This window comes from Gallaecimonas zhanjiangensis (assembly GCF_057624825.1).
Genome location: NZ_CM172603.1, coordinates 2562055 through 2579374 on the forward strand (window position 1 = coordinate 2562055; position 17320 = coordinate 2579374).

Here is a 17320-nt window from a genome sequence, read left to right on the forward strand (position 1 = left end):
TTAATCCTTCGGTACTGGGCGGGGGCGGCCAGCATCGTCGATGGCAACATAGGTGTAAGTGGCTTCGGTTACGCAATAACGTCCGGCATTTTCATCGCGCAGCAGCGGCTTGATCCACACTTCGAGTTTTATGGTCATGGAAGTCCGGCCGATGCGGGTACATTCACCATAGACGCAAACCACATCGCCGACCTTGACCGGTTGATGAAAGGTCATCCCTTCAACGGCAACAGTGGCAATACGGCCTTTGGCGATTTCGGTAGCGAGCATGCCGCCACCAAGGTCCATTTGGGACATGATCCAGCCGCCGAAAATGTCACCGTTTTGGTTGGTGTCGGCAGGCATGGTTTGGGTACGGATGATGAGATCCCCACTGGGATGGCGTTTGGCGTCGGTCATACAGCACTCCTCAAAAGAGGCTGTTAACTATACCGATATCAATGGCTTTTGACTACGTTCACTCGGTCCGACCAAAGGCCTTGTCGCCCTTGCTGAAGGCTTGCTCCATGGCAAGCGCCAACTCCAGGTAACGGGCGCCCTCCAGCTTGACGCTGGGCTTGATGCCCTGGCCTTTCATGCGCTCGGAAAGCTGGGCCAGCCAGTGGCGGTCGCCGGGGCTGAGGGGTTTGCGCCCTTCCTTACCCAGCCACAGCAATCCTTGCAGCGGCAGGCTCAGCATCAGCAGCGCCATCATGCCCTGAAGTGGGCTCAGACTTTGGTGGTTGAGGTTGAAACTGATCAACAACCAGGCAAAGGTCATGCCCGGCAGGTAATAAAGCAAGCCTTTGGCGAGCAGCACCGTCTGAGTGAGGGGAAAACGCAGCATCAGGGAGCGACGCACCGGCCAGTGCTTGAGCAGACGGTAACCATCTCGAACCAGTTCCCACATGGCGGGCCTCCTGATACAACCTTATAAGAAGCAGACACTCTACTTCCTCACACTAGCACGACTCAACGGATTTTGGGCGGCCAAACAGGCAAGGTTCAAATGCGTAACCTGTTATCTGCCGCCACGGCTTTACACCCCAGACGCAAGTCGAATAGCCAACAGGGGCAGCTTTGTGGCTTATGAATAGTTAAGCTTTCACCCATACAACCATAAGAATCGGCTTTGCAGGCCGGTCAGCAGAAACGATGCAGCATAGAAAGGACAATTCATGACCAAGCCACTGTTGCTGGTTCCCCTTTGCACCGGTGTCGCCCAAACCTCCCTGAGCCTGGGGCTGGTGCACGCCTTGCAGCGACAAGGCATCCGGGTTGGCTTTGGTAAGCTGATGCCCGCCGAGCGGGTCGATAAAGACCGGACCCTGGCCATCATGGCAAAGCTGGTAGAGAGCCCCTCGGCGCTGGTTATCGACGATCTGGCGCCTCTGGCCAGCCTGACAAAGCAGCTAACTGCCTTAACCGAAACCTCGGGTCTCCCCCTTATCATCGCCGGGCTTCCGGCCATCAACGGCGCCACCAATCCGCTGAACCTGGAGCTGGCCAACGCCTTGGGGCTAGATGTGCTGCTGCTGGGCAACGGCGCTCCGGCGAGCAAACTCCTTCCCAGTGTTGAAAAGGTACTGACCCAGCTTTCGAGCAGCCAGGTACAAGGGCTGGTACTGAACCAGTGGCCAGCCGATAACAGCGACGGCCCTATCAGCAAACTGGGCCAGGGTAGCCAGAGCCAGCCAGAAGACGCCCTTGGCCCCGCGCTACCGGTTCCGCTTTGGGCCACCATTCCCTGGGTGCCAAGGCTGCTCGCTCCCCGTATTGAAGACGTGGCCAAGCACCTCGGCGCCCTGCCCCTTTGCAGCGGCGATTGGTCTACCCGGCGGGTAAAGGAGGTGATCCTCGAGTCCCGCTCCCTGACCAATATGGCAACACTGTTTAAACCAGGCGCGCTGCTGGTGACCTCGGGGGATCGTAGCGACCTTATCGTTGCCGCCGCTCTTGCCACCCGCAACGGCTTGCAGCTTGGCGGGTTGTTGCTCACCGGCGGCTACCAGCCAGAGCCGGCGATCATGGATTTGTGTGAAGGCGCCTTTGACGATGGCCTGCCGATGCTACTGGTGGAAGACGACACCTGGCATACCTCCCAGGCCCTACAAGCGCTGTCACTGCACCTGGAGGTGGACGACAGTAATCGCCAGCGCTGGATCATGGAATGGATAGCCGACCATCTCGACACCGAGGCGCTGCTGCGCCGCCATCAAGGTGAAGAAAAACGGCTCTCCCCTACCGCCTTTCGCTACCAGTTGATGCAAAAAGCCCGGCGCCAACGCCAGCGGGTGCTGCTGCCAGAAGGTGAAGATGCCAGGGTGGTGGAAGCGGCGGTCAAGGCGGCGCAGCTCGGAATAGCCCAGTGCCTGCTGCTGGGGAACCCGGCCCGCATCCGCGCCGTGGCGCAAAGCCATGATGTGCAGTTAGGCCAAGACGTGGTCATTATTGACCCCGATTCCATTCGGGAACGCTACGTGGCGCCGATGATGAAGCTGCGCCAGCACAAGGGCCTCGAAGAAGTCATGGCCAGAGAGCAGCTTCAAGACAACAACGTGCTGGGCGCCATGATGCTGGCCCAAGACGAGGCCGATGCCATGGTCAGCGGTGCCCAGGGCACCACCCTCAGCACCCTGCGCCCGGCGCTGCAGCTCATTAAAACAGCGCCGGGGCAATCTCTGGTTTCCAGCGCCTTTTTACTGCTGCTGCCTGATCAGGTGCTTATCTATGGCGATTGCGCCATCAACCCCAGCCCCAATGCCCAGCAGCTTGCCGAAATTGCCTTGCAATGCGCCGATACGGCCGCCTTGTTTGACCTTACCCCGCAGGTGGCGATGATCAGCACCGCCAGCAGCCAGCCCAAGGTGCAACAAGCCACAGCGCAGGCCAGAGCCCAAGCACCCAAGCTGGTAATAGAAGGGCCTCTTGCCTACGACACCGCCATTATCGAGTCCCTGGCCCGGGCCAAAGCGCCGGGCAGCCCTATTGCCGGGCGCTCCAATGTCTTTATTTTTCCCGAGCTCAACCTCGGATACAGCACCTTTCAAACCGTGCGGCGCTCGGCAGAGCTGGTGACCCTGGGGCCCATGGTGCAGGGGCTTAAAAAGCCGGTGAACGATCTGTCACGGGATGCCAGTATCCATGACATCGTGCAGACCATTGCCCTGACTGCGGTACAGGCCGCACATCCGGGCATAAAAAAAGCAGCGACTTAAGTCGCTGCTTTTCGCACAAAAAAGAAAAGGCCAGTCAGACTGGCCTTTTGGTTTTGTGTACCACTGCAGTGCAATGATTGCACAAAGTACCCCGTTTTTTTGCTGCTTGCTTTTATTTTATTTACCGCACTCGACGGTGGGCATTCTTATTTTTGTTTCCCTTTTGTGTAACCCCTGGCCATCCTTAGCCAAGTCTTCTCCCCCAACGAGAATTCTGTTTCGAGTCCGCATCTTGCGCCTCAAGTGGTGCTAACTATATGACCTCTTTACGCACGCGTAAAGCGATAAATAGAAAAAACCAACTAAGCAGACCAGTAAAATTACCTTCGCGTAAACTCAAGACTTGATTTCTTCGTCTGTGGGAGGGAGTTGTTCGGGTTGAACGACTTCTTCTTCGCTTTCGTCCACCGGCTCGGGATGGATCCCCAGGTAAGCCAATTCGGCCAACAGGAACTTGGACATCCTCTCGACACAGGCCTCGCCTTCGGCAATGGCTTCTTCGGCGCGGTGAAACTCCATGATGTTGATTTCCGACACCCGGGGCTTGAGTTCCATTTCCGGCGGGTCCCCTGCCATGCGGGCGCGGGTAATGCGCTCTTGCATGATGTTGATGGCGCCGCTCATCACGTTCCACATGGACGGCAGGGCCGGCTCTTTCTCCTTGGCGCCGCGCTCCGGGCGAATTCGGCTGATCCACTGGCGCAGCATGCCCTCTTCTTCTTCTTCCTCTTCTTCTACCGCCACCTTATGGGGCTGATCGCCCGCCAGGTTGACGGCAATAACGATCTCGGCGCCCATGGCCCGAGCCAGGGACACTGGCACCGGATTTACCACGGCGCCGTCAATCAAGAGGTGATTGTCACGGTAGATGGGCACGAAGATCCCCGGCATGGCGCAGGAGGCACGTACCGCCGAGACCATATCGCCGTCCTGGATCCACAGCTCGCGGCCGGTATTGAGGTCGGTCGCCACCACCCCAAAAGGCAGCTTGGTTTCAGAGAAGTCTTTATGCTTCATGCCATTGGCAATCACGTTAAAGACCTTGTCACCGGAAAAGAGCCCCCGGCCACTGAAGGTGGGGTCCAGCAGTGACATCACCTGTAACTTGGTAAAACCGCGCACCCAGGATTCGAGCCGGCCAAGGTTGCCGCCAGCATAAGCCGCGCCAACCAAGGCACCGATGGAGCAACCACTGATAAGGTCGGGCTTGATGCCCAACTTGGCCAGCCCATTGAGAATACCGATATGCGCCCATCCCTTGGCCGCGCCGCTGCCAAGGGCAATACCCAAAATCGGCCTATGACGACCTGTCATCTGTGGTTTCCTCCTCTTAATCCTGCTTAGGGCCAGACTACCAGTTTGCCGACCGAGGCCCAATAAAAAGGCTGTTTGCAGCTTTTACCATAACCTTAATCGGATATATCAATACTGACCGGCAACGCTGCGTAATCGTATCGGGGAACTATCCTTTATTAACCAACCCTAAAGTTGATGGAGAGCGATATGAAAGACCCATACCAAGGCCCTGAGCGCCGGTTTCACGAGCGTCGCAACGGCCATGAGCGCCGCGAAGAAATGCGTTGGGAGCCCGACAAAGAAGACCGTCGGCGCAACGAAGGCCGCCGCAGTTGCGATAAACAAAACAGTTTGTGGCAACGCTAGGGGCTTGTATTTGGTTTAGCAAAGCTCCATAACGTACCCATAGGCATTTTTGAAAGGCAGTATCTGATGTTCTCCTTCTCCCCGGCTCTTCGCAGCGTAACCTGGGTCATCCTGATGACCCACGCTTGGCTGAGCCTGGGTGAAGCGGTAGCCCAATCCCAACAAGATGGCTATCAGCAGAGCCAGTTACTGGATCAGAACGCCAGCCCCGACCTGGACTCGTCCCTCCCCGGCACCCTCTCTCCCAGCCCCTGTAATGTCTTGGCCTGGACGCTGGCAAGAGAAAGCCATACCGAGCCCATGTCTTCGGCGCGGTGCCAATTGCCCCCTCCCAGGGCACCGCCGACTGACCTCACCGGTTTTTAGTCAAGCAGTCAAAAAAACAGTTAGGTTCAGTAGAGGTAGTTATGAACAATTTCAGCGCCATTCCCACCGTCGCGATGACCGACGTAGACCATTTTGTTGATGCCGAATATCCCGCTCAATTGAGCCTGGAAAGCCCAGCCGCCTGGATCACCACCGACTTTGCCCGCCGTGCTCCGTTGGTTATCGAGCATGACGTTCGCATTGACGACGCCCTGTACATGATGAAAAAAGCCCACGTCAAAGCCAAACTGGTGGTCGACTCAGGCAATCGCTTCTTAGGCATCGTCAGCGCCTCTGATTTGCAGAGCCACAAAGTGCTGATGCATGCCACCAACAAGGCCATCCACCGCAACGAAGTCACCGTGGGTGACGTGATGGTCGATAAGGCCCATCTGCACGGTTTTGCCTACCAGGAGCTGGAAAGCGCCACCATCGGTGACGTGCTCTACACCCTGCAAGAGTTGGGCGAGCAGCACATTCTGTTGCTGGATAAAAAGATGAACAGCCTGCGCGGCATGATCTCCGCTGCCGATATCGCCCGCGCCCTGCACATCCCTATCGATATCACTCAACGCGCCTACAGCTTTGCCGAAGTCTTCCATGTGCTGAAATCCGCCTGATTGCGCACAAGCCAACGTCTTATGTTGACCGGCCTGATGGCCGGTCTTTTTTTGGGCGTAATAACCAGCCCGGCCCAAAGCCAGGCACAAAAAAAGCCGGCCTTGAGGCCGGCTTTTTAACTGCTCTCACTTAGGCATGTTCTTCGATGATTTTCTCCATCTCGTCGAAGTGGCCACGCATCGCCTCACTCGGCGCCGGCGTCACCAAGCTGACCACCACAATGGCGATTGAGCTCAGGATAAAGCCGGGCACAATTTCATAGAGGTAGGCTGACAGCGGCTTGCCGTCGATGGTGACAGGGCCGTAAATCCAGAACAGCACCGTTGCCGCGCCCACCAACATACCGGCCAGAGCGCCCTGGCGAGTCATACGCTTCCAAAAAAGCGCCAGGATGATCACCGGGCCAAAAGCGGCACCAAAACCGGCCCAGGCGTTACTGACCAGGCTCAAAATGCTGTTTTCCGGGTTCCAGGCCAAGACGATGGCCACTACCGATACCAGCAACACCGACAAGCGCCCCACCAGCACCAGCTCCTTTTGGGTGGCCTCGCGGTGCACGAAGGCTTTGTAGAAGTCTTCGGTCAGGGAACTGGAGGTGACCAGCAGCTGCGACGAAATGGTGCTCATGATCGCCGCCAGAATGGCCGCCAGCAAGAAGCCGCCAATCAAGGGACTGAACAGGAATTGGGAGAACACGATGAAGATGGTCTCCGGGTCAGCCAGAGTCATCTTGGTCTTGGCTACATAGGCAATGCCCACAAAACCGGTCGCCAAGGCGCCGATGATGGACACCACCATCCAGCTAATGCCGATGCGGCGGGCGGTTTTAATGTCACTCACCGAGCGAATGGCCATAAAGCGCACGATGATGTGCGGCTGGCCAAAATAGCCAAGGCCCCAGGCCAGCAGGGAGATGATCCCCAAGGTCGACACGTCTTGAAGCACACCGGATTTAGCGGCGTCCTTGAAGAAATCAAGATACAGCGGGTTAAGCCCTTCAACCTTGTCCACCGTCGCGCTCACGCCGCCAAGGTCGGTAAAGGCAACAATGGGCACCAGCACCAAGGCGATAAGCATGATGCAGCCTTGCACAAAGTCGGTCATGGAGACCGCCAAAAAGCCGCCAAAGAGGGTATAGGCGCACACCACGGCAGCAGTAACGATAAGGCCGGTGCCGTAGGACATGCCAAAGGAACTGTCGAACAGCTTGCCACCGGCGACCAGGGAAGCCGAGGTATAAAGGGTAAAGAAGATGATGATCACCACCGAAGACAACAGCCGCAAATGGCGTTTGTGGTCTTCAAAGCGGTTACCGAAGAAGTCGGGAATGGTAATGGAGTCATGGGCGACTTCGGTATAGGTGCGAAGCCGTGGCGCCACGATGATGTAGTTAAGAAAAGCGCCAATGACCAAACCCACTGCAATCCACAACTGGGAGACACCGGAGACATAAATGGCACCGGGTAGACCCATCAGCATCCAGCCACTCATGTCGGAAGCGCCAGCAGACAGCGCCGTTACCGCAGGGCCAAGGCCGCGGCCGCCCAACATGTAGCCTGATACATCGTCCGTTGATTTTTTATAGGCATACAAACCAATGCCCAGCATGGCAATAAAGTAGGTTGCCAGCGAAATAAGCGTGCCTGTTTCCACTCTGCACTCCTGTTTTTATTGGGTGAGTGTTGTGCTTACGTCTCGGCGAAAACGAAAATATCGGCCGACAAACGCGCACATTTCATTCGAGTTCAAACAAATACCTTAACATGGTGGAAGAATAATTTCTCCCCCGCATCCGGGCCGCTGCCGGGGCTGTGGCAAGCACCCCAGTGGTGGCGGCAAAGATTATGGTGTCAAAGCCTCAAAATGCGCAGTTACCACCAGCAAGGCAATAAAAACCCCGGCGACAACATGACGCCAGGGCATATAAAAGGCAAGGGCTCTGGGCCCTGTCAGGCCGGTAAAGCCATTAAATGCGGATACCTCCGTCAATTTCCAGTACCCGAGCGGTGAAATAATCATTTTCAAAGATGAATTTCACACCATGGGCAATTTCGTCGGGCAAACCCATTCGCCTTAAAGGTATTACCGACTCCATCCGCTCTATGGCTTCGGGCTTCATTTGGTCGGTCATGGCGGTTTTAACAACCCCTGGCGCGATGGCGCCGGTGCGAATGCCAAAACGGGCCAGCTCCTTGCCCCAGGTCACCGCCATGGTGGCCACAGCCGCCTTGGAGGCCGAGTAGTTGGTCTGACCCATGTTGCCAGCCCGGGACACGCTGGAGATGTTGATTATCACCCCTTGGGCGCCCTTGGCCACCATGGTGGCTGCGGCTTCGCGGCCACACAAAAAGGTGCCCACCACGTTGACATTAATGACCGACTGGAACTGCTCGAGGCTCATTTTGCTGAGTTCGCCGTCCCGGGTTTTTAAGAGCATGCCGTCACGCATTACCCCGGCGTTGTTGATAAGCCCATTAAGGGTGCCAAAATCCTCGCCGATACGTTTGAAGGTGGCCTCGACAGCCGCCTCTTCGGTGATATTGCAGCCGTAGGCCCGCCCCTGGCTGCCGGCCTTTTCGACCAGGCCCAGGGTCTCGGCCAGGTCGGCCTCGTTGATGTCAATCAGCGCCAGTTTGGCGCCCTGCTCGGCCAGCATCACTGCCATGGCCTGGCCCAGGCCGCGCCCGGCACCGGTAACGGCAATCACCGCGTCGTTCAACTTCATGGTTACTCCTCGAAAAGCGCCAGCAGGGACGAAAAGTCCTTGGCGCCATTACCTTTCTTGTTATGCATTTGATAGAGGGAGCGGGCCAGGCTGCCCATGGGCACCGGCGCGGCCACTTCACCGGCCGCCCCCATGGCGAGTTCCAGATCTTTGCTCATCAGTTGGCTCATAAAGCCGCCCTGATAACCGTTGGACGCTGGCGCAGCGTCCATGACCCCGGGCACCGGGTTGTATTTTTCCAGCACCCAGTTGCCGCCGGAGCTGACCTTCATGATGTTGGAGAGCACCTGTGGGTCCAGGCCGTGGGCCATGCCCAGCTTCAGCGCCTCACAGGTACCGGCCATCAGCACCGACAGCAGCATGTTGTTGCAGATCTTGGCCACCTGCCCTGCCCCACCGAGGCCAGCGTGAAAGATGTTAGCGCCCATGGCGTCCAGTACCGTTTTGGCCCGTTCAAAGGCCTGGTCGCTGCCGCCGACGATAAAAGTGAGAGTGCCAGCATTGGCGCCGGCGGTGCCGCCGGAGACCGGCGCGTCGACAAAATCAACCCCCTTCTCGGCCGCAGCTTGGTGCACCTTCTTGGCGGTGGCGGCGTCGATGGTGGAAGAGTCGATAACCAGGGTGCCGGCTTCCAGTTTGGCCAGCAGCCCGTTATCGCCAAGGTAAATACCGGCCACCTGATGCCCTGCCTGCAGCATGGTCACCACCACCGGGCAGCGGCAGGCACTGGCCAGGTCGCCGGCTTCGGCGCCGGCTGCCACCAGCTCGGCCACCGCCTTGGCATTAAGATCCACGGCCAGCACTTCATGGCCGGCTTTGAGCAGGTTTTTGGCCATGGGGCCGCCCATGTTGCCAAGACCGATAAAGGCAATTTTCATAACCACTCCTTAGATATCTGCCAGGGGGTGCTGCCCCCAGGGACTCTCGAAGAATCGCGCCAGCACCTTGGGGTCCACTTCGGCAACGCTGCCAAAACGCCAGCGAGGCGCTTTGTCCTTGTCCACCAAGAGCGCCCGTACCCCTTCCAAAAACTCGCCAAATTCACCGCAGCGCCAAGAGAGCCCAGCCTCCATGCGAAACACCTCGGCAAGGCTCATCTCTCTGCCGCGCTTGAGCTGCTCGAACACCACCGCCGCCGACAGCGGGCTGCCGTTTCGCAGGGTGTCGCGGGCGCGGGTAAGCCAGGGGTCGTCGGTTTCAAGGCCGGTAATGGCCTTGACGATGGCGGCAAGGTCATCGCCCTTGCAGAGGCGGTCGATGGTGTCCTGGTGGGCTTTTACCTGGCCACGGGGCAACTTGGCCCGGGCCGGCATCTCCAGGGTTTTCAGGGCCTGGGTGAGCTTTTCGTGATTGAGGCTCACGGTCTCGCCCCAATTGACATGGCAAAGGGCGTCAAAGAGCCGGCCTTTGTCTTCGGCGGGAATAAAGTGGTCTGCCAAGTCCACATAGAGGGCGTCGGCGGCGTTGATGTTGGCGCCGGTCAGGCCCAAAAAGAGCCCGCTTTTACCCGGCATGCGCGATAAAAAATAACTGCCGCCCACATCGGGATAAAGGCCGATGGTGATTTCCGGCATGGCGATGCGGGCGGTCTGGGTGACCACCCGGTGGGAGGCGCCGCTCATCAGCCCCAGGCCGCCGCCCATGATGATGCCGTGGCCCCACACCAATACCGGTTTTTTCAAACAATGGATTTGATAATCGAGGCGGTATTCTTTGACAAAGAACGTCTCCACCGCCTTGCCGCCGTCGTCACTGCCGTTCATGGCGTTATACAAGGCCACCACGTCGCCGCCGGCGCAAAAGGCTTTGTCCCCTGCTCCTTCCAGCACCACCATGGCGATGCGCGGGTCAGCATCCCAGGCCGCCAGCTGCGGCCCCAGGGCATCAATCATGGCCTCGCTGAGGGCATTGAGGGATTTTTCACTGTTCAGGCGAGCCACACCGATGGCTTTGCCGTTGGCGGTGTCCAGTTCTTCGATTTGCAGGAATTCGGTCATGAGTTTTGCCACTTGGGTTGTCTTTTTTCCAAGAAAGCCTGCACGCCTTCGCGTTGATCCTCGCCGTCAAAAAGTTTGACGAAGTATTCGCGCTCAAGGGCACGGCCCTTTTCCAGGGGCGCATGGCGGCAGGTCTGCACCAGCTTCTTGCAGTAGGCAACAGCCATGGGGCTCTGGTTCCCCACTTCTTGGGCCAAGGTCATGGCGGCGGCGAAGCTGTCGCCGGTGGCCACCACTTCTTCGACCAACCCAATTTCCAGCGCTTTGCGGGCCGTGACCTGCTCCCCGCAAAGGATAATGCGTTTTGCCCAGCCTTCGCCCACCAGGTGAGTGAGCAGCTGGGTGCCACCGGCGCAGGGCAACAGCCCCACCCGGGCTTCGGGCAGGGCCATCAGCGCCTGTTCTTCGGCCACCCGCAAGTCGCAGGCCAGGGCCACTTCCAGGCCGCCGCCCATGGCATAACCGTTGATGGCGGCAATGGACACCCCGCGAAAATCGGCAAGGGTCTCAAAGGCGCGGCCAAAAAGGTGGGCCATCTCGCCGGCCACGTCTTTATCGCCGTCGGCAAAGACCTTGAGATCGGCGCCGGCGCTGAAGAACTTCTCGCTAACCGAGCGTACCACCAGCGCATAGACACTGCGGTTGGCGTTGAGCTCTTCCACCGTAGCGGCAAGGCCGCGCAGGCTCTCGGCTGTCCAGGTATTGGCCGGCGGGTTGTTGAGGGTCAGCACGGCAACGTGGCCGTCTATCTGCAAATCCAGTGGCGATTTCACGATGGCTCCTTAGACGATGGGGTGGCGGTGCTCGGCGAGCAGGCGCCGGCCGATGATAAGACGCATGATCTCGTTGGTCCCTTCGAGGATCTGGTGTACACGCACATCCCGCAGATGGCGCTCCAGCGGGTACTCACGGATATAACCGTAGCCGCCGTGCAGTTGCAGTGCCTGGTTGCACACCTCAAAACCCACGTCGGTAGCAAACCGCTTGGCCATGGCGCAATAGGCGGTGCGTTCAGGGTCTTTTACGTCCAGCTTGTAGGCCGCCAGGCGCACCAGTTGCCGGGCCGCCACCAGTTCAGTGGCCATATCAGCCAATTTAAATTGCAGCGCCTGGAAGGCGGCCAGGGGTTTGCCGAACTGGCTGCGCTCAGTCATGTAGCGGGTGGCTGTGTCCAGCGCCTGCTGGGCGGTGCCTACCGAGCAGGTAGCGATGTTGATGCGGCCGCCATCGAGCCCCATCATGGCGAATTTAAAGCCCTCGCCCTCTTCGCCCAGGCGATAGTGCTTGGGCACCCGCACCTTGTCGAAGGTAACCATCCGGGTGGGCTGGGCGTTCCAGCCCATTTTTTCCTCGGCTTTGCCGAATTCGATACCGGCGGCATCGGCCGGTACCACAAAGGCGCTAATGCCCGACGGGCCGGCCTCACCGGTACGGGCCATCACCACCAGCACCTGGGTGCTGCCGGCGCCGCTGATAAAGACCTTGGCCCCGGACAGCAGGTAGTCGTCACCGTCTTTGTCGGCGCGGGTGCTGAGATTGGCCGCATCGGAGCCGGCGCCCGGCTCGGTCAGGCAATAAGAGGCAAGTTTTTCGCCGGTGACCAGCGCCGGGCAAAACTCGTCAATGGCCTCCTGGGTGCCAAAGCTTGCCACCATCCAAGTGGCCATGTTGTGAATGGTCATAAAGGCGGTGGTGCTGGTGCAGCCCATGGCCAGCTGCTCGAACACGATGCTGGCATCGAGCCGGCTAAGGCCAAGGCCGCCGGCGGCTTCCGGGGTGTAGAGGCTTAAAAAGCCCAGCTCACCGGCCTGCCTTATCACCTCAACCGGGAAGTAATGCTCTTTGTCCCAGCGGGCGGCCTGGGGCGCCAGTTCGCTGCTGGCAAACTGGCGGGCGGTATCTTCAAAGGCCTGCTGATCGTCGGTCAGATGAAAGTTCATGGCTCACACTCTTTTACTTCAGGTGGATGGTCATGTTGGGGCCGGCCGGGATGTCTCCCTCGAACCAGCGGGCGGTCACGGTTTTGGTTTCGGTGTAAAAACGCACCGCTTGCTTGCCGTAGGCGTGCTGGTCGCCATAGAAGGAGCCCTTCCAGCCGGTGAAGCTGAAAAACGGCAGCGGTACCGGGATAGGCACGTTGATCCCCACCTGGCCGACGCTGATCCGGTGCTGATATTTACGGGCAGCAGCGCCACTGGCGGTAAAGATGGAGGTGCCGTTGCCATAGGGATTGGCGTTGACCACCTCGATGGCCTCATCCAGCGAGTCGACGTTCATCAGGCACAGTACCGGCCCGAAAATTTCCTCGTTGTAGATGCGCATATCGGTGGTTACGTCGGCAAAGAGGGTCGGGCCGACCCAGTTGCCCTGCTCATGGCCCTTGACGGTAAAGGCAGAACCGTCCAGCAGGCAGCGCGCGCCCTCTTCCTTACCGGCCTTGATGAGCTCCAGCACCCGTTCTTTGGCCTTGGGAGAGATCAGCGGGCCGTAGGCCGCCTGGTTATCGCTCCAAAGCCCCGGCGTCACGCCGCCAAGGGCTTGTTGGATGTCTTCGGCCCAGGCCTGGGTTTCACCCACCAGCACCACCACCGAGATGGCCATGCAGCGCTGGCCAGCGGCCCCTACCGAGGCACCAACGATGTTGCTGATCACCTGTTCTTTATTGGCATCGGGCATCACCACCATGTGGTTTTTGGCGCCGGCAAAGGCTTGTACCCGTTTGAGGTTCTCGGTGCCGCGCCGGTAAATGTATTGGCCAACCGGCACCGAACCCACGAAAGACAGCGCCTTAACGGCCTGGTGGTCGAGGAGGAAATCCACCTGCTCCTTGCCGCCGTGAATCACTTGCAGCACCCCTTCAGGGGCGCCGGCTTCCACAAAGAGCTCCACCAACCGGGTTGGGGTCATGGGATCTTGCTCTGAGGGTTTAAGGATAAAGGTGTTACCGCAAGCGATGGCCAGCGGGAACATCCACAGCGGGATCATGGCCGGGAAGTTAAACGGCGTGATACCGGCGCACACCCCAAGAGGCTGGGTGAGGCTATAGCAGTCGATGCTGCGGGCCACGTTCTCCACCGTTTCGCCCATCATCAGGCTGGCGATATTGGCGGCATGTTCCACCACCTCGATGCCGCGCCACACGTCGCCTTTGGCATCTTCAAAGGTTTTGCCGGTCTCAAGGGAGAGAATTTCGGCGATTTCATCGTGGTGGGTTTTCAAAAGGTGCTGGTAGCGCAACATCAACCGGGCCCGCTCCGACACCGGCGTCTCCCGCCAGCTCTCAAAGGCGCGCTGGGCGCTGTCTACCGCGGCCTGCATTTCGCTTTGGGTGGCACAGGGCACCCGGGCGATAACGCTGTTATCCGCCGGGTTGGTTACGTCGATAAAGGTGTCAGCCTGGCTCTGGGTGAAGTGGCCATCAATAAAAAGCGGAAGGGTTTTCATCGTGCCGGTCCTTAGATGAGTTCGATGGCAACGGCCGTGGCTTCGCCACCGCCGATACAAAGGGAAGCAACGCCGCGTTTGAGGCCGCGCCGCTTAAGGGCATGGATAAGGGTTACCAGCAGCCGCGCGCCGGTACAGCCTATGGGGTGGCCGAGGGCGCAGGCGCCGCCGTTAACGTTGACCTTGCTATGGGGCAGCCCCAGCTCGTTGATGGCCAGCATCGCCACCATGGCAAAGGCTTCATTTATCTCAAAAAGATCCACCTCATCCTTGTGCCAGCCCACCTTATCCAGGAGCTTTTGAATGGCACCAACAGGCGCGATGGTAAATTCGCTGGGGTGCTGGGCGTGCTGCACTTGGCCCTTGATGCGGGCAAGCGGGCTCAGGCCACGGCGCTCGGCGTCTTCTTCGCGCATCAGCACCAAGGCGGCGGCGCCGTCGGATATAGAAGAAGCGTTGGCAGCGGTGATGGAACCGTCTTTGGCAAAAGCCGGGCGCAGGGTGGGTATTTTTTCAGGCGCGGCCTTACCCGGCTGCTCGTCCACCTCCACCTGCACCTCGCCCTTGCGGGTTTTAACGGTGACCGGGGTTATCTCGTCGGCAAAGTAACCGTTGACGATGGCGGCCTTGGCACGGGTCAGGGACTCAATGGCAAAGGCGTCCATGGCCTCACGGCTTAACTGGTACTCATCGGCGGTGTCCTGGGCAAAAGAGCCCATCAGGCGGCCACTGTAGGCATCTTCGAGGCCGTCCAGAAACATGTGATCTTTGATTTCGCCATGGCCCATTCGAAGGCCGCCCCGGGCTTTGGGCATTAGGTAAGGGGCGTTGGTCATGGACTCCATGCCACCGGCTACCACTGCATCGGCGCTGCCAGCCAAGAGCAGGTCGTGGGCCAGCATCACGGTTTTCATCCCCGAGCCACACACCTTGTTGACGGTGGTGGCGCCGCAGCTGTCGGGCAGCCCGGCATGGCGGCTGGCCTGGCGGGCCGGCGCCTGGCCAAGCGCGGCGGGCAGCACGCAGCCCATCAGGGTTTCGCTGATATCGGCAGGTTTAAGACCGGCGCGGCTCACCGCCGCCTTGATGGCTGCCGCCCCAAGCAACGGGGCCGGCATTTCACTCAGGGCACCTTGGAAAGCCCCCATGGCGGTGCGGGCCGCCCCCAGGATCACGATAGACATGACTTAACTCCTTAAAGCATTGGTCACAGCCTATCGCATGATTAACGTTTACGGCAACGTAAAGATAAAATTCACAAGACCCGTTTAAACACACCTTCTACCAGTAAGAGCCTTTCCTTTTAGCCGCTAGTAACGGCGGCTAAAAAAACACCTGCCGCTCCCCCTCTCCCTCTGCCTTCACTGGAAGGTCTTTTGCACAAAAAAGCGGCCGTCAGCGTTAAAGGAAGGCTTTAGACTAAGGTCGAATTTATAAATTATCGTAAACAGTGATTTGCCTCCGGGGTAAGCGGTATACAAAGGGGCATTTTTATGCCTTATATGGTAGTGTTGTTAACTTACAACAGCACTGACACCCCTTGATGAGGCTTGCCTTTTCAAGGCGAGAAAGTCAGTCTAGACAGTAGTTTGCGTGTTAATTTCCCCCGAGCACCGCAGACTTTACCTTTACGTAAACTTCCAGTAAGGTAGTAGCATCGACGATGAGCCAAGACACCATGTCCAACATCACTTACAGCATCAGCGAGCTGGCAAAAGAATTCGATATCACCACCCGGTCGATTCGGTTCTATGAAGATCAAGGTTTGATCACCCCAGAGCGTAAAGGACAAACCCGTATCTACAATCGCCAGGACAGAGTGCGTTTGAAGCTGACCCTGCGCGGTAAAAGGTTGGGCTTTTCCCTGGCTGAGATCCGTAAGTTGTTTGATCTGTATGATGCCGACAAATCCTCGCTCACCCAGCTGCACACCATGCTGGAGCTGGTTTCCGAGAAGAAAGCGGCATTGGAGCAGCAGATGGAAGACATCAAAGTGGTGCTCATGGAACTGACGTCGGCAGAAACCCGCTGCCGTAGCGCCTTGGACGAGATCAACAACAAGAAAAAGGCCAGCGGCAGCTAAACACCACGCATCTCGGGGGAGACGCTGATGATTAGCCCGTTCAAGAGCCTGAACTTCGGTTTGGGCGATACCGCGGACATGCTCCGCGAACACGTCAACCATTTCGCCCGCGAGGTCATTGCACCCCGCGCCGCGCAAATCGACCACGACAACCTTTTTCCCAACGAACTGTGGCCCCGTTTCGGTGAAATGGGCCTGCTGGGCGTGACCGTCTCGGAAGAATACGGTGGCGCCGGCATGGGCTATCTGGAGCATGTGCTGGCCATGGAAGAAATCTCCCGGGCCAGCGCCTCGGTGGGGCTTTCTTACGGCGCCCACTCCAATCTCTGCGTCAACCAGATCTACCGCAACGGCTCTGCCGAGCAAAAGCAAAAATACCTGCCCAAACTCATCAGCGGCGAGCATATCGGCGCCCTGGCCATGTCCGAGCCCAATGCTGGCTCTGATGTGGTCTCCATGAAGCTCAGCGCACGCGACGCCGGTGACCATTTTGTGCTGAACGGCACCAAGATGTGGATCACCAACGGCCCCGACGCCCACACCTATGTGGTGTACGCCAAAACCGACACCAGCAAGGGCCCCCACGGCATCACCGCCTTTATTATTGAGCGCGGCTTTAAAGGTTTCTCCCAGGCCCAAAAGCTCGACAAGCTGGGCATGCGCGGCTCCAATACCTGCGAACTGGTGTTTGAAGACTGCATCGTGCCCAAGGAAAACATCCTCGGTGAACTGAACCAGGGGGTACGAGTGCTGATGAGCGGCCTCGATTACGAGCGGGTGGTGCTGTCTGGCGGCCCTCTTGGCATCATGCAGGCTTGCATGGATGTGGTGGTGCCCTACGTCAACGAGCGCGAGCAGTTTGGCCAGGCCATCGGCAGCTTCCAATTGGTACAGGGCAAGCTGGCCGACATGTATACCCGCATGAACGCCGCCCGCGCTTACGTCTATACCGTGGCCCGCGCCTGCGACAGGGGCGAGACCACTCGCAAGGACGCCGCCGGCGTTATTTTATATTCCGCGGAACTCGCCACCCAAATGGCGCTGGATGCCATCCAACTGCTGGGCGGCAACGGTTACATCAACGAATATCCCACCGGCCGGCTGCTGCGCGACGCCAAACTCTATGAGATTGGCGCTGGCACGTCCGAGATCCGCCGCATGCTCATTGGCCGTGAACTCGTAAACGAGTCCCGCTGAGTCGTTGTGACAGGCGGCCTTAGGCCGC

At 58.6% G+C, this 17320-nt stretch carries 17 protein-coding genes; 6 read left to right on the top strand and 11 right to left on the bottom strand.

Features of this window, described 5'->3' with window-relative positions; genetic code table 11:
• Together yciA and AC22G1_RS12235 are read right to left on the bottom strand one after the other, a co-directional pair.
• A complete protein-coding gene (yciA, locus tag AC22G1_RS12230; RefSeq protein ID WP_050659403.1) occupies positions 1-399 on the bottom strand; it encodes an acyl-CoA thioester hydrolase YciA in 399 nt (132 codons plus the stop codon).
• Between the two features lie 58 nt (positions 400-457).
• Complete coding sequence (locus AC22G1_RS12235) at positions 458-889, bottom strand: DUF412 domain-containing protein (protein WP_487313630.1); 432 nt, start codon at positions 887-889, stop codon at positions 458-460.
• 268 nt (positions 890-1157) lie between these two features.
• Here AC22G1_RS12235 and pta point away from each other — a divergent pair, with 268 nt between their 5' ends.
• Positions 1158-3197 (top strand): phosphate acetyltransferase, encoded by a 2040-nt coding sequence (gene pta, locus AC22G1_RS12240; RefSeq protein WP_487313631.1) that lies wholly within the window; start codon positions 1158-1160, stop codon positions 3195-3197.
• 336 nt (positions 3198-3533) lie between these two features.
• Here the strand turns inward: pta and rssA are convergent, their stop codons facing one another.
• Entirely contained in the window at positions 3534-4511 is a 978-nt protein-coding gene (gene rssA, locus AC22G1_RS12245; protein WP_487313632.1) for a patatin-like phospholipase RssA, read from the bottom strand.
• A 189-nt stretch (positions 4512-4700) separates the two neighbouring features.
• On the opposite strand from rssA, the gene AC22G1_RS12250 reads away from it, so the two are divergent.
• From AC22G1_RS12250 to AC22G1_RS12260, 3 genes are all read left to right on the top strand, one after another.
• The gene (locus AC22G1_RS12250) at positions 4701-4859 is read left to right on the top strand and encodes a hypothetical protein (protein WP_487313633.1); all 159 of its coding nucleotides are present in this window, start codon (positions 4701-4703) and stop codon (positions 4857-4859) included.
• A 66-nt stretch (positions 4860-4925) separates the two neighbouring features.
• Entirely contained in the window at positions 4926-5225 is a 300-nt protein-coding gene (locus AC22G1_RS12255; protein WP_487313634.1) for a hypothetical protein, read from the top strand.
• 41 nt (positions 5226-5266) lie between these two features.
• Positions 5267-5845, top strand: coding sequence for a CBS domain-containing protein (locus AC22G1_RS12260; RefSeq protein ID WP_487313635.1), 579 nt, complete (start codon positions 5267-5269; stop codon positions 5843-5845).
• Positions 5846-5975: 130 nt separating this feature from the next.
• Here the strand turns inward: AC22G1_RS12260 and putP are convergent, their stop codons facing one another.
• The 8 genes from putP to AC22G1_RS12300 form a co-directional block, all read right to left on the bottom strand.
• Positions 5976-7454: a sodium/proline symporter PutP gene (gene putP, locus AC22G1_RS12265; RefSeq protein ID WP_487316721.1), complete on the bottom strand. Its 1479-nt coding sequence runs from the start codon at positions 7452-7454 to the stop codon at positions 5976-5978.
• Positions 7455-7812: 358 nt separating this feature from the next.
• Positions 7813-8571: an SDR family oxidoreductase gene (locus AC22G1_RS12270; protein ID WP_487313636.1), complete on the bottom strand. Its 759-nt coding sequence runs from the start codon at positions 8569-8571 to the stop codon at positions 7813-7815.
• A 2-nt stretch (positions 8572-8573) separates the two neighbouring features.
• Positions 8574-9449: a 3-hydroxyisobutyrate dehydrogenase gene (gene mmsB / locus AC22G1_RS12275; RefSeq protein ID WP_487313637.1), complete on the bottom strand. Its 876-nt coding sequence runs from the start codon at positions 9447-9449 to the stop codon at positions 8574-8576.
• 9 nt (positions 9450-9458) lie between these two features.
• Positions 9459-10568, bottom strand: coding sequence for an enoyl-CoA hydratase/isomerase family protein (locus AC22G1_RS12280; protein ID WP_487313638.1), 1110 nt, complete (start codon positions 10566-10568; stop codon positions 9459-9461).
• Complete coding sequence (locus AC22G1_RS12285; RefSeq protein ID WP_083445896.1) at positions 10565-11341, bottom strand: enoyl-CoA hydratase; 777 nt, start codon at positions 11339-11341, stop codon at positions 10565-10567. Before AC22G1_RS12285 ends, AC22G1_RS12280 begins: the two co-directional genes overlap by 4 nt.
• Positions 11342-11350: 9 nt before the next feature.
• A complete protein-coding gene (locus AC22G1_RS12290) occupies positions 11351-12508 on the bottom strand; it encodes an acyl-CoA dehydrogenase family protein (RefSeq protein WP_487313639.1) in 1158 nt (385 codons plus the stop codon).
• Between the two features lie 13 nt (positions 12509-12521).
• The gene (locus AC22G1_RS12295; RefSeq protein ID WP_487313640.1) at positions 12522-14012 is read right to left on the bottom strand and encodes a CoA-acylating methylmalonate-semialdehyde dehydrogenase; all 1491 of its coding nucleotides are present in this window, start codon (positions 14010-14012) and stop codon (positions 12522-12524) included.
• Between the two features lie 11 nt (positions 14013-14023).
• Positions 14024-15196, bottom strand: coding sequence for an acetyl-CoA C-acyltransferase (locus tag AC22G1_RS12300; RefSeq protein ID WP_487313641.1), 1173 nt, complete (start codon positions 15194-15196; stop codon positions 14024-14026).
• 479 nt (positions 15197-15675) lie between these two features.
• Between AC22G1_RS12300 and AC22G1_RS12305 the strand changes: the two genes are divergently transcribed.
• Entirely contained in the window at positions 15676-16095 is a 420-nt protein-coding gene (locus tag AC22G1_RS12305) for a MerR family transcriptional regulator (RefSeq protein WP_050659390.1), read from the top strand.
• Positions 16096-16122: 27 nt separating this feature from the next.
• Positions 16123-17292, top strand: a complete 1170-nt coding sequence (locus AC22G1_RS12310) for an isovaleryl-CoA dehydrogenase (protein ID WP_123421874.1) — start codon at positions 16123-16125, stop codon at positions 17290-17292.
• Positions 17293-17320: the final 28 nt, after the last annotated feature.

Excerpts from the sequence above, each read along its gene's own strand:
- yciA (WP_050659403.1), bottom strand. The coding sequence starts at position 399 with ATGACCGACGCCAAACGCCATCCCAGTGGGGATCTCATCATCCGTACC.
- AC22G1_RS12235 (WP_487313630.1), bottom strand. The coding sequence starts at position 889 with ATGTGGGAACTGGTTCGAGATGGTTACCGTCTGCTCAAGCACTGGCCG.
- pta (WP_487313631.1), top strand. The coding sequence starts at position 1,158 with ATGACCAAGCCACTGTTGCTGGTTCCCCTTTGCACCGGTGTCGCCCAA.
- rssA (WP_487313632.1), bottom strand. The coding sequence starts at position 4,511 with ATGACAGGTCGTCATAGGCCGATTTTGGGTATTGCCCTTGGCAGCGGC.
- AC22G1_RS12250 (WP_487313633.1), top strand. The coding sequence starts at position 4,701 with ATGAAAGACCCATACCAAGGCCCTGAGCGCCGGTTTCACGAGCGTCGC.
- AC22G1_RS12255 (WP_487313634.1), top strand. The coding sequence starts at position 4,926 with ATGTTCTCCTTCTCCCCGGCTCTTCGCAGCGTAACCTGGGTCATCCTG.
- AC22G1_RS12260 (WP_487313635.1), top strand. The coding sequence starts at position 5,267 with ATGAACAATTTCAGCGCCATTCCCACCGTCGCGATGACCGACGTAGAC.
- putP (WP_487316721.1), bottom strand. The coding sequence starts at position 7,454 with ATGCTGGGCATTGGTTTGTATGCCTATAAAAAATCAACGGACGATGTA.
- AC22G1_RS12270 (WP_487313636.1), bottom strand. The coding sequence starts at position 8,571 with ATGAAGTTGAACGACGCGGTGATTGCCGTTACCGGTGCCGGGCGCGGC.
- mmsB (WP_487313637.1), bottom strand. The coding sequence starts at position 9,449 with ATGAAAATTGCCTTTATCGGTCTTGGCAACATGGGCGGCCCCATGGCC.
- AC22G1_RS12280 (WP_487313638.1), bottom strand. The coding sequence starts at position 10,568 with ATGACCGAATTCCTGCAAATCGAAGAACTGGACACCGCCAACGGCAAA.
- AC22G1_RS12290 (WP_487313639.1), bottom strand. The coding sequence starts at position 12,508 with ATGAACTTTCATCTGACCGACGATCAGCAGGCCTTTGAAGATACCGCC.
- AC22G1_RS12295 (WP_487313640.1), bottom strand. The coding sequence starts at position 14,012 with ATGAAAACCCTTCCGCTTTTTATTGATGGCCACTTCACCCAGAGCCAG.
- AC22G1_RS12300 (WP_487313641.1), bottom strand. The coding sequence starts at position 15,196 with ATGTCTATCGTGATCCTGGGGGCGGCCCGCACCGCCATGGGGGCTTTC.
- AC22G1_RS12305 (WP_050659390.1), top strand. The coding sequence starts at position 15,676 with ATGAGCCAAGACACCATGTCCAACATCACTTACAGCATCAGCGAGCTG.
- AC22G1_RS12310 (WP_123421874.1), top strand. The coding sequence starts at position 16,123 with ATGATTAGCCCGTTCAAGAGCCTGAACTTCGGTTTGGGCGATACCGCG.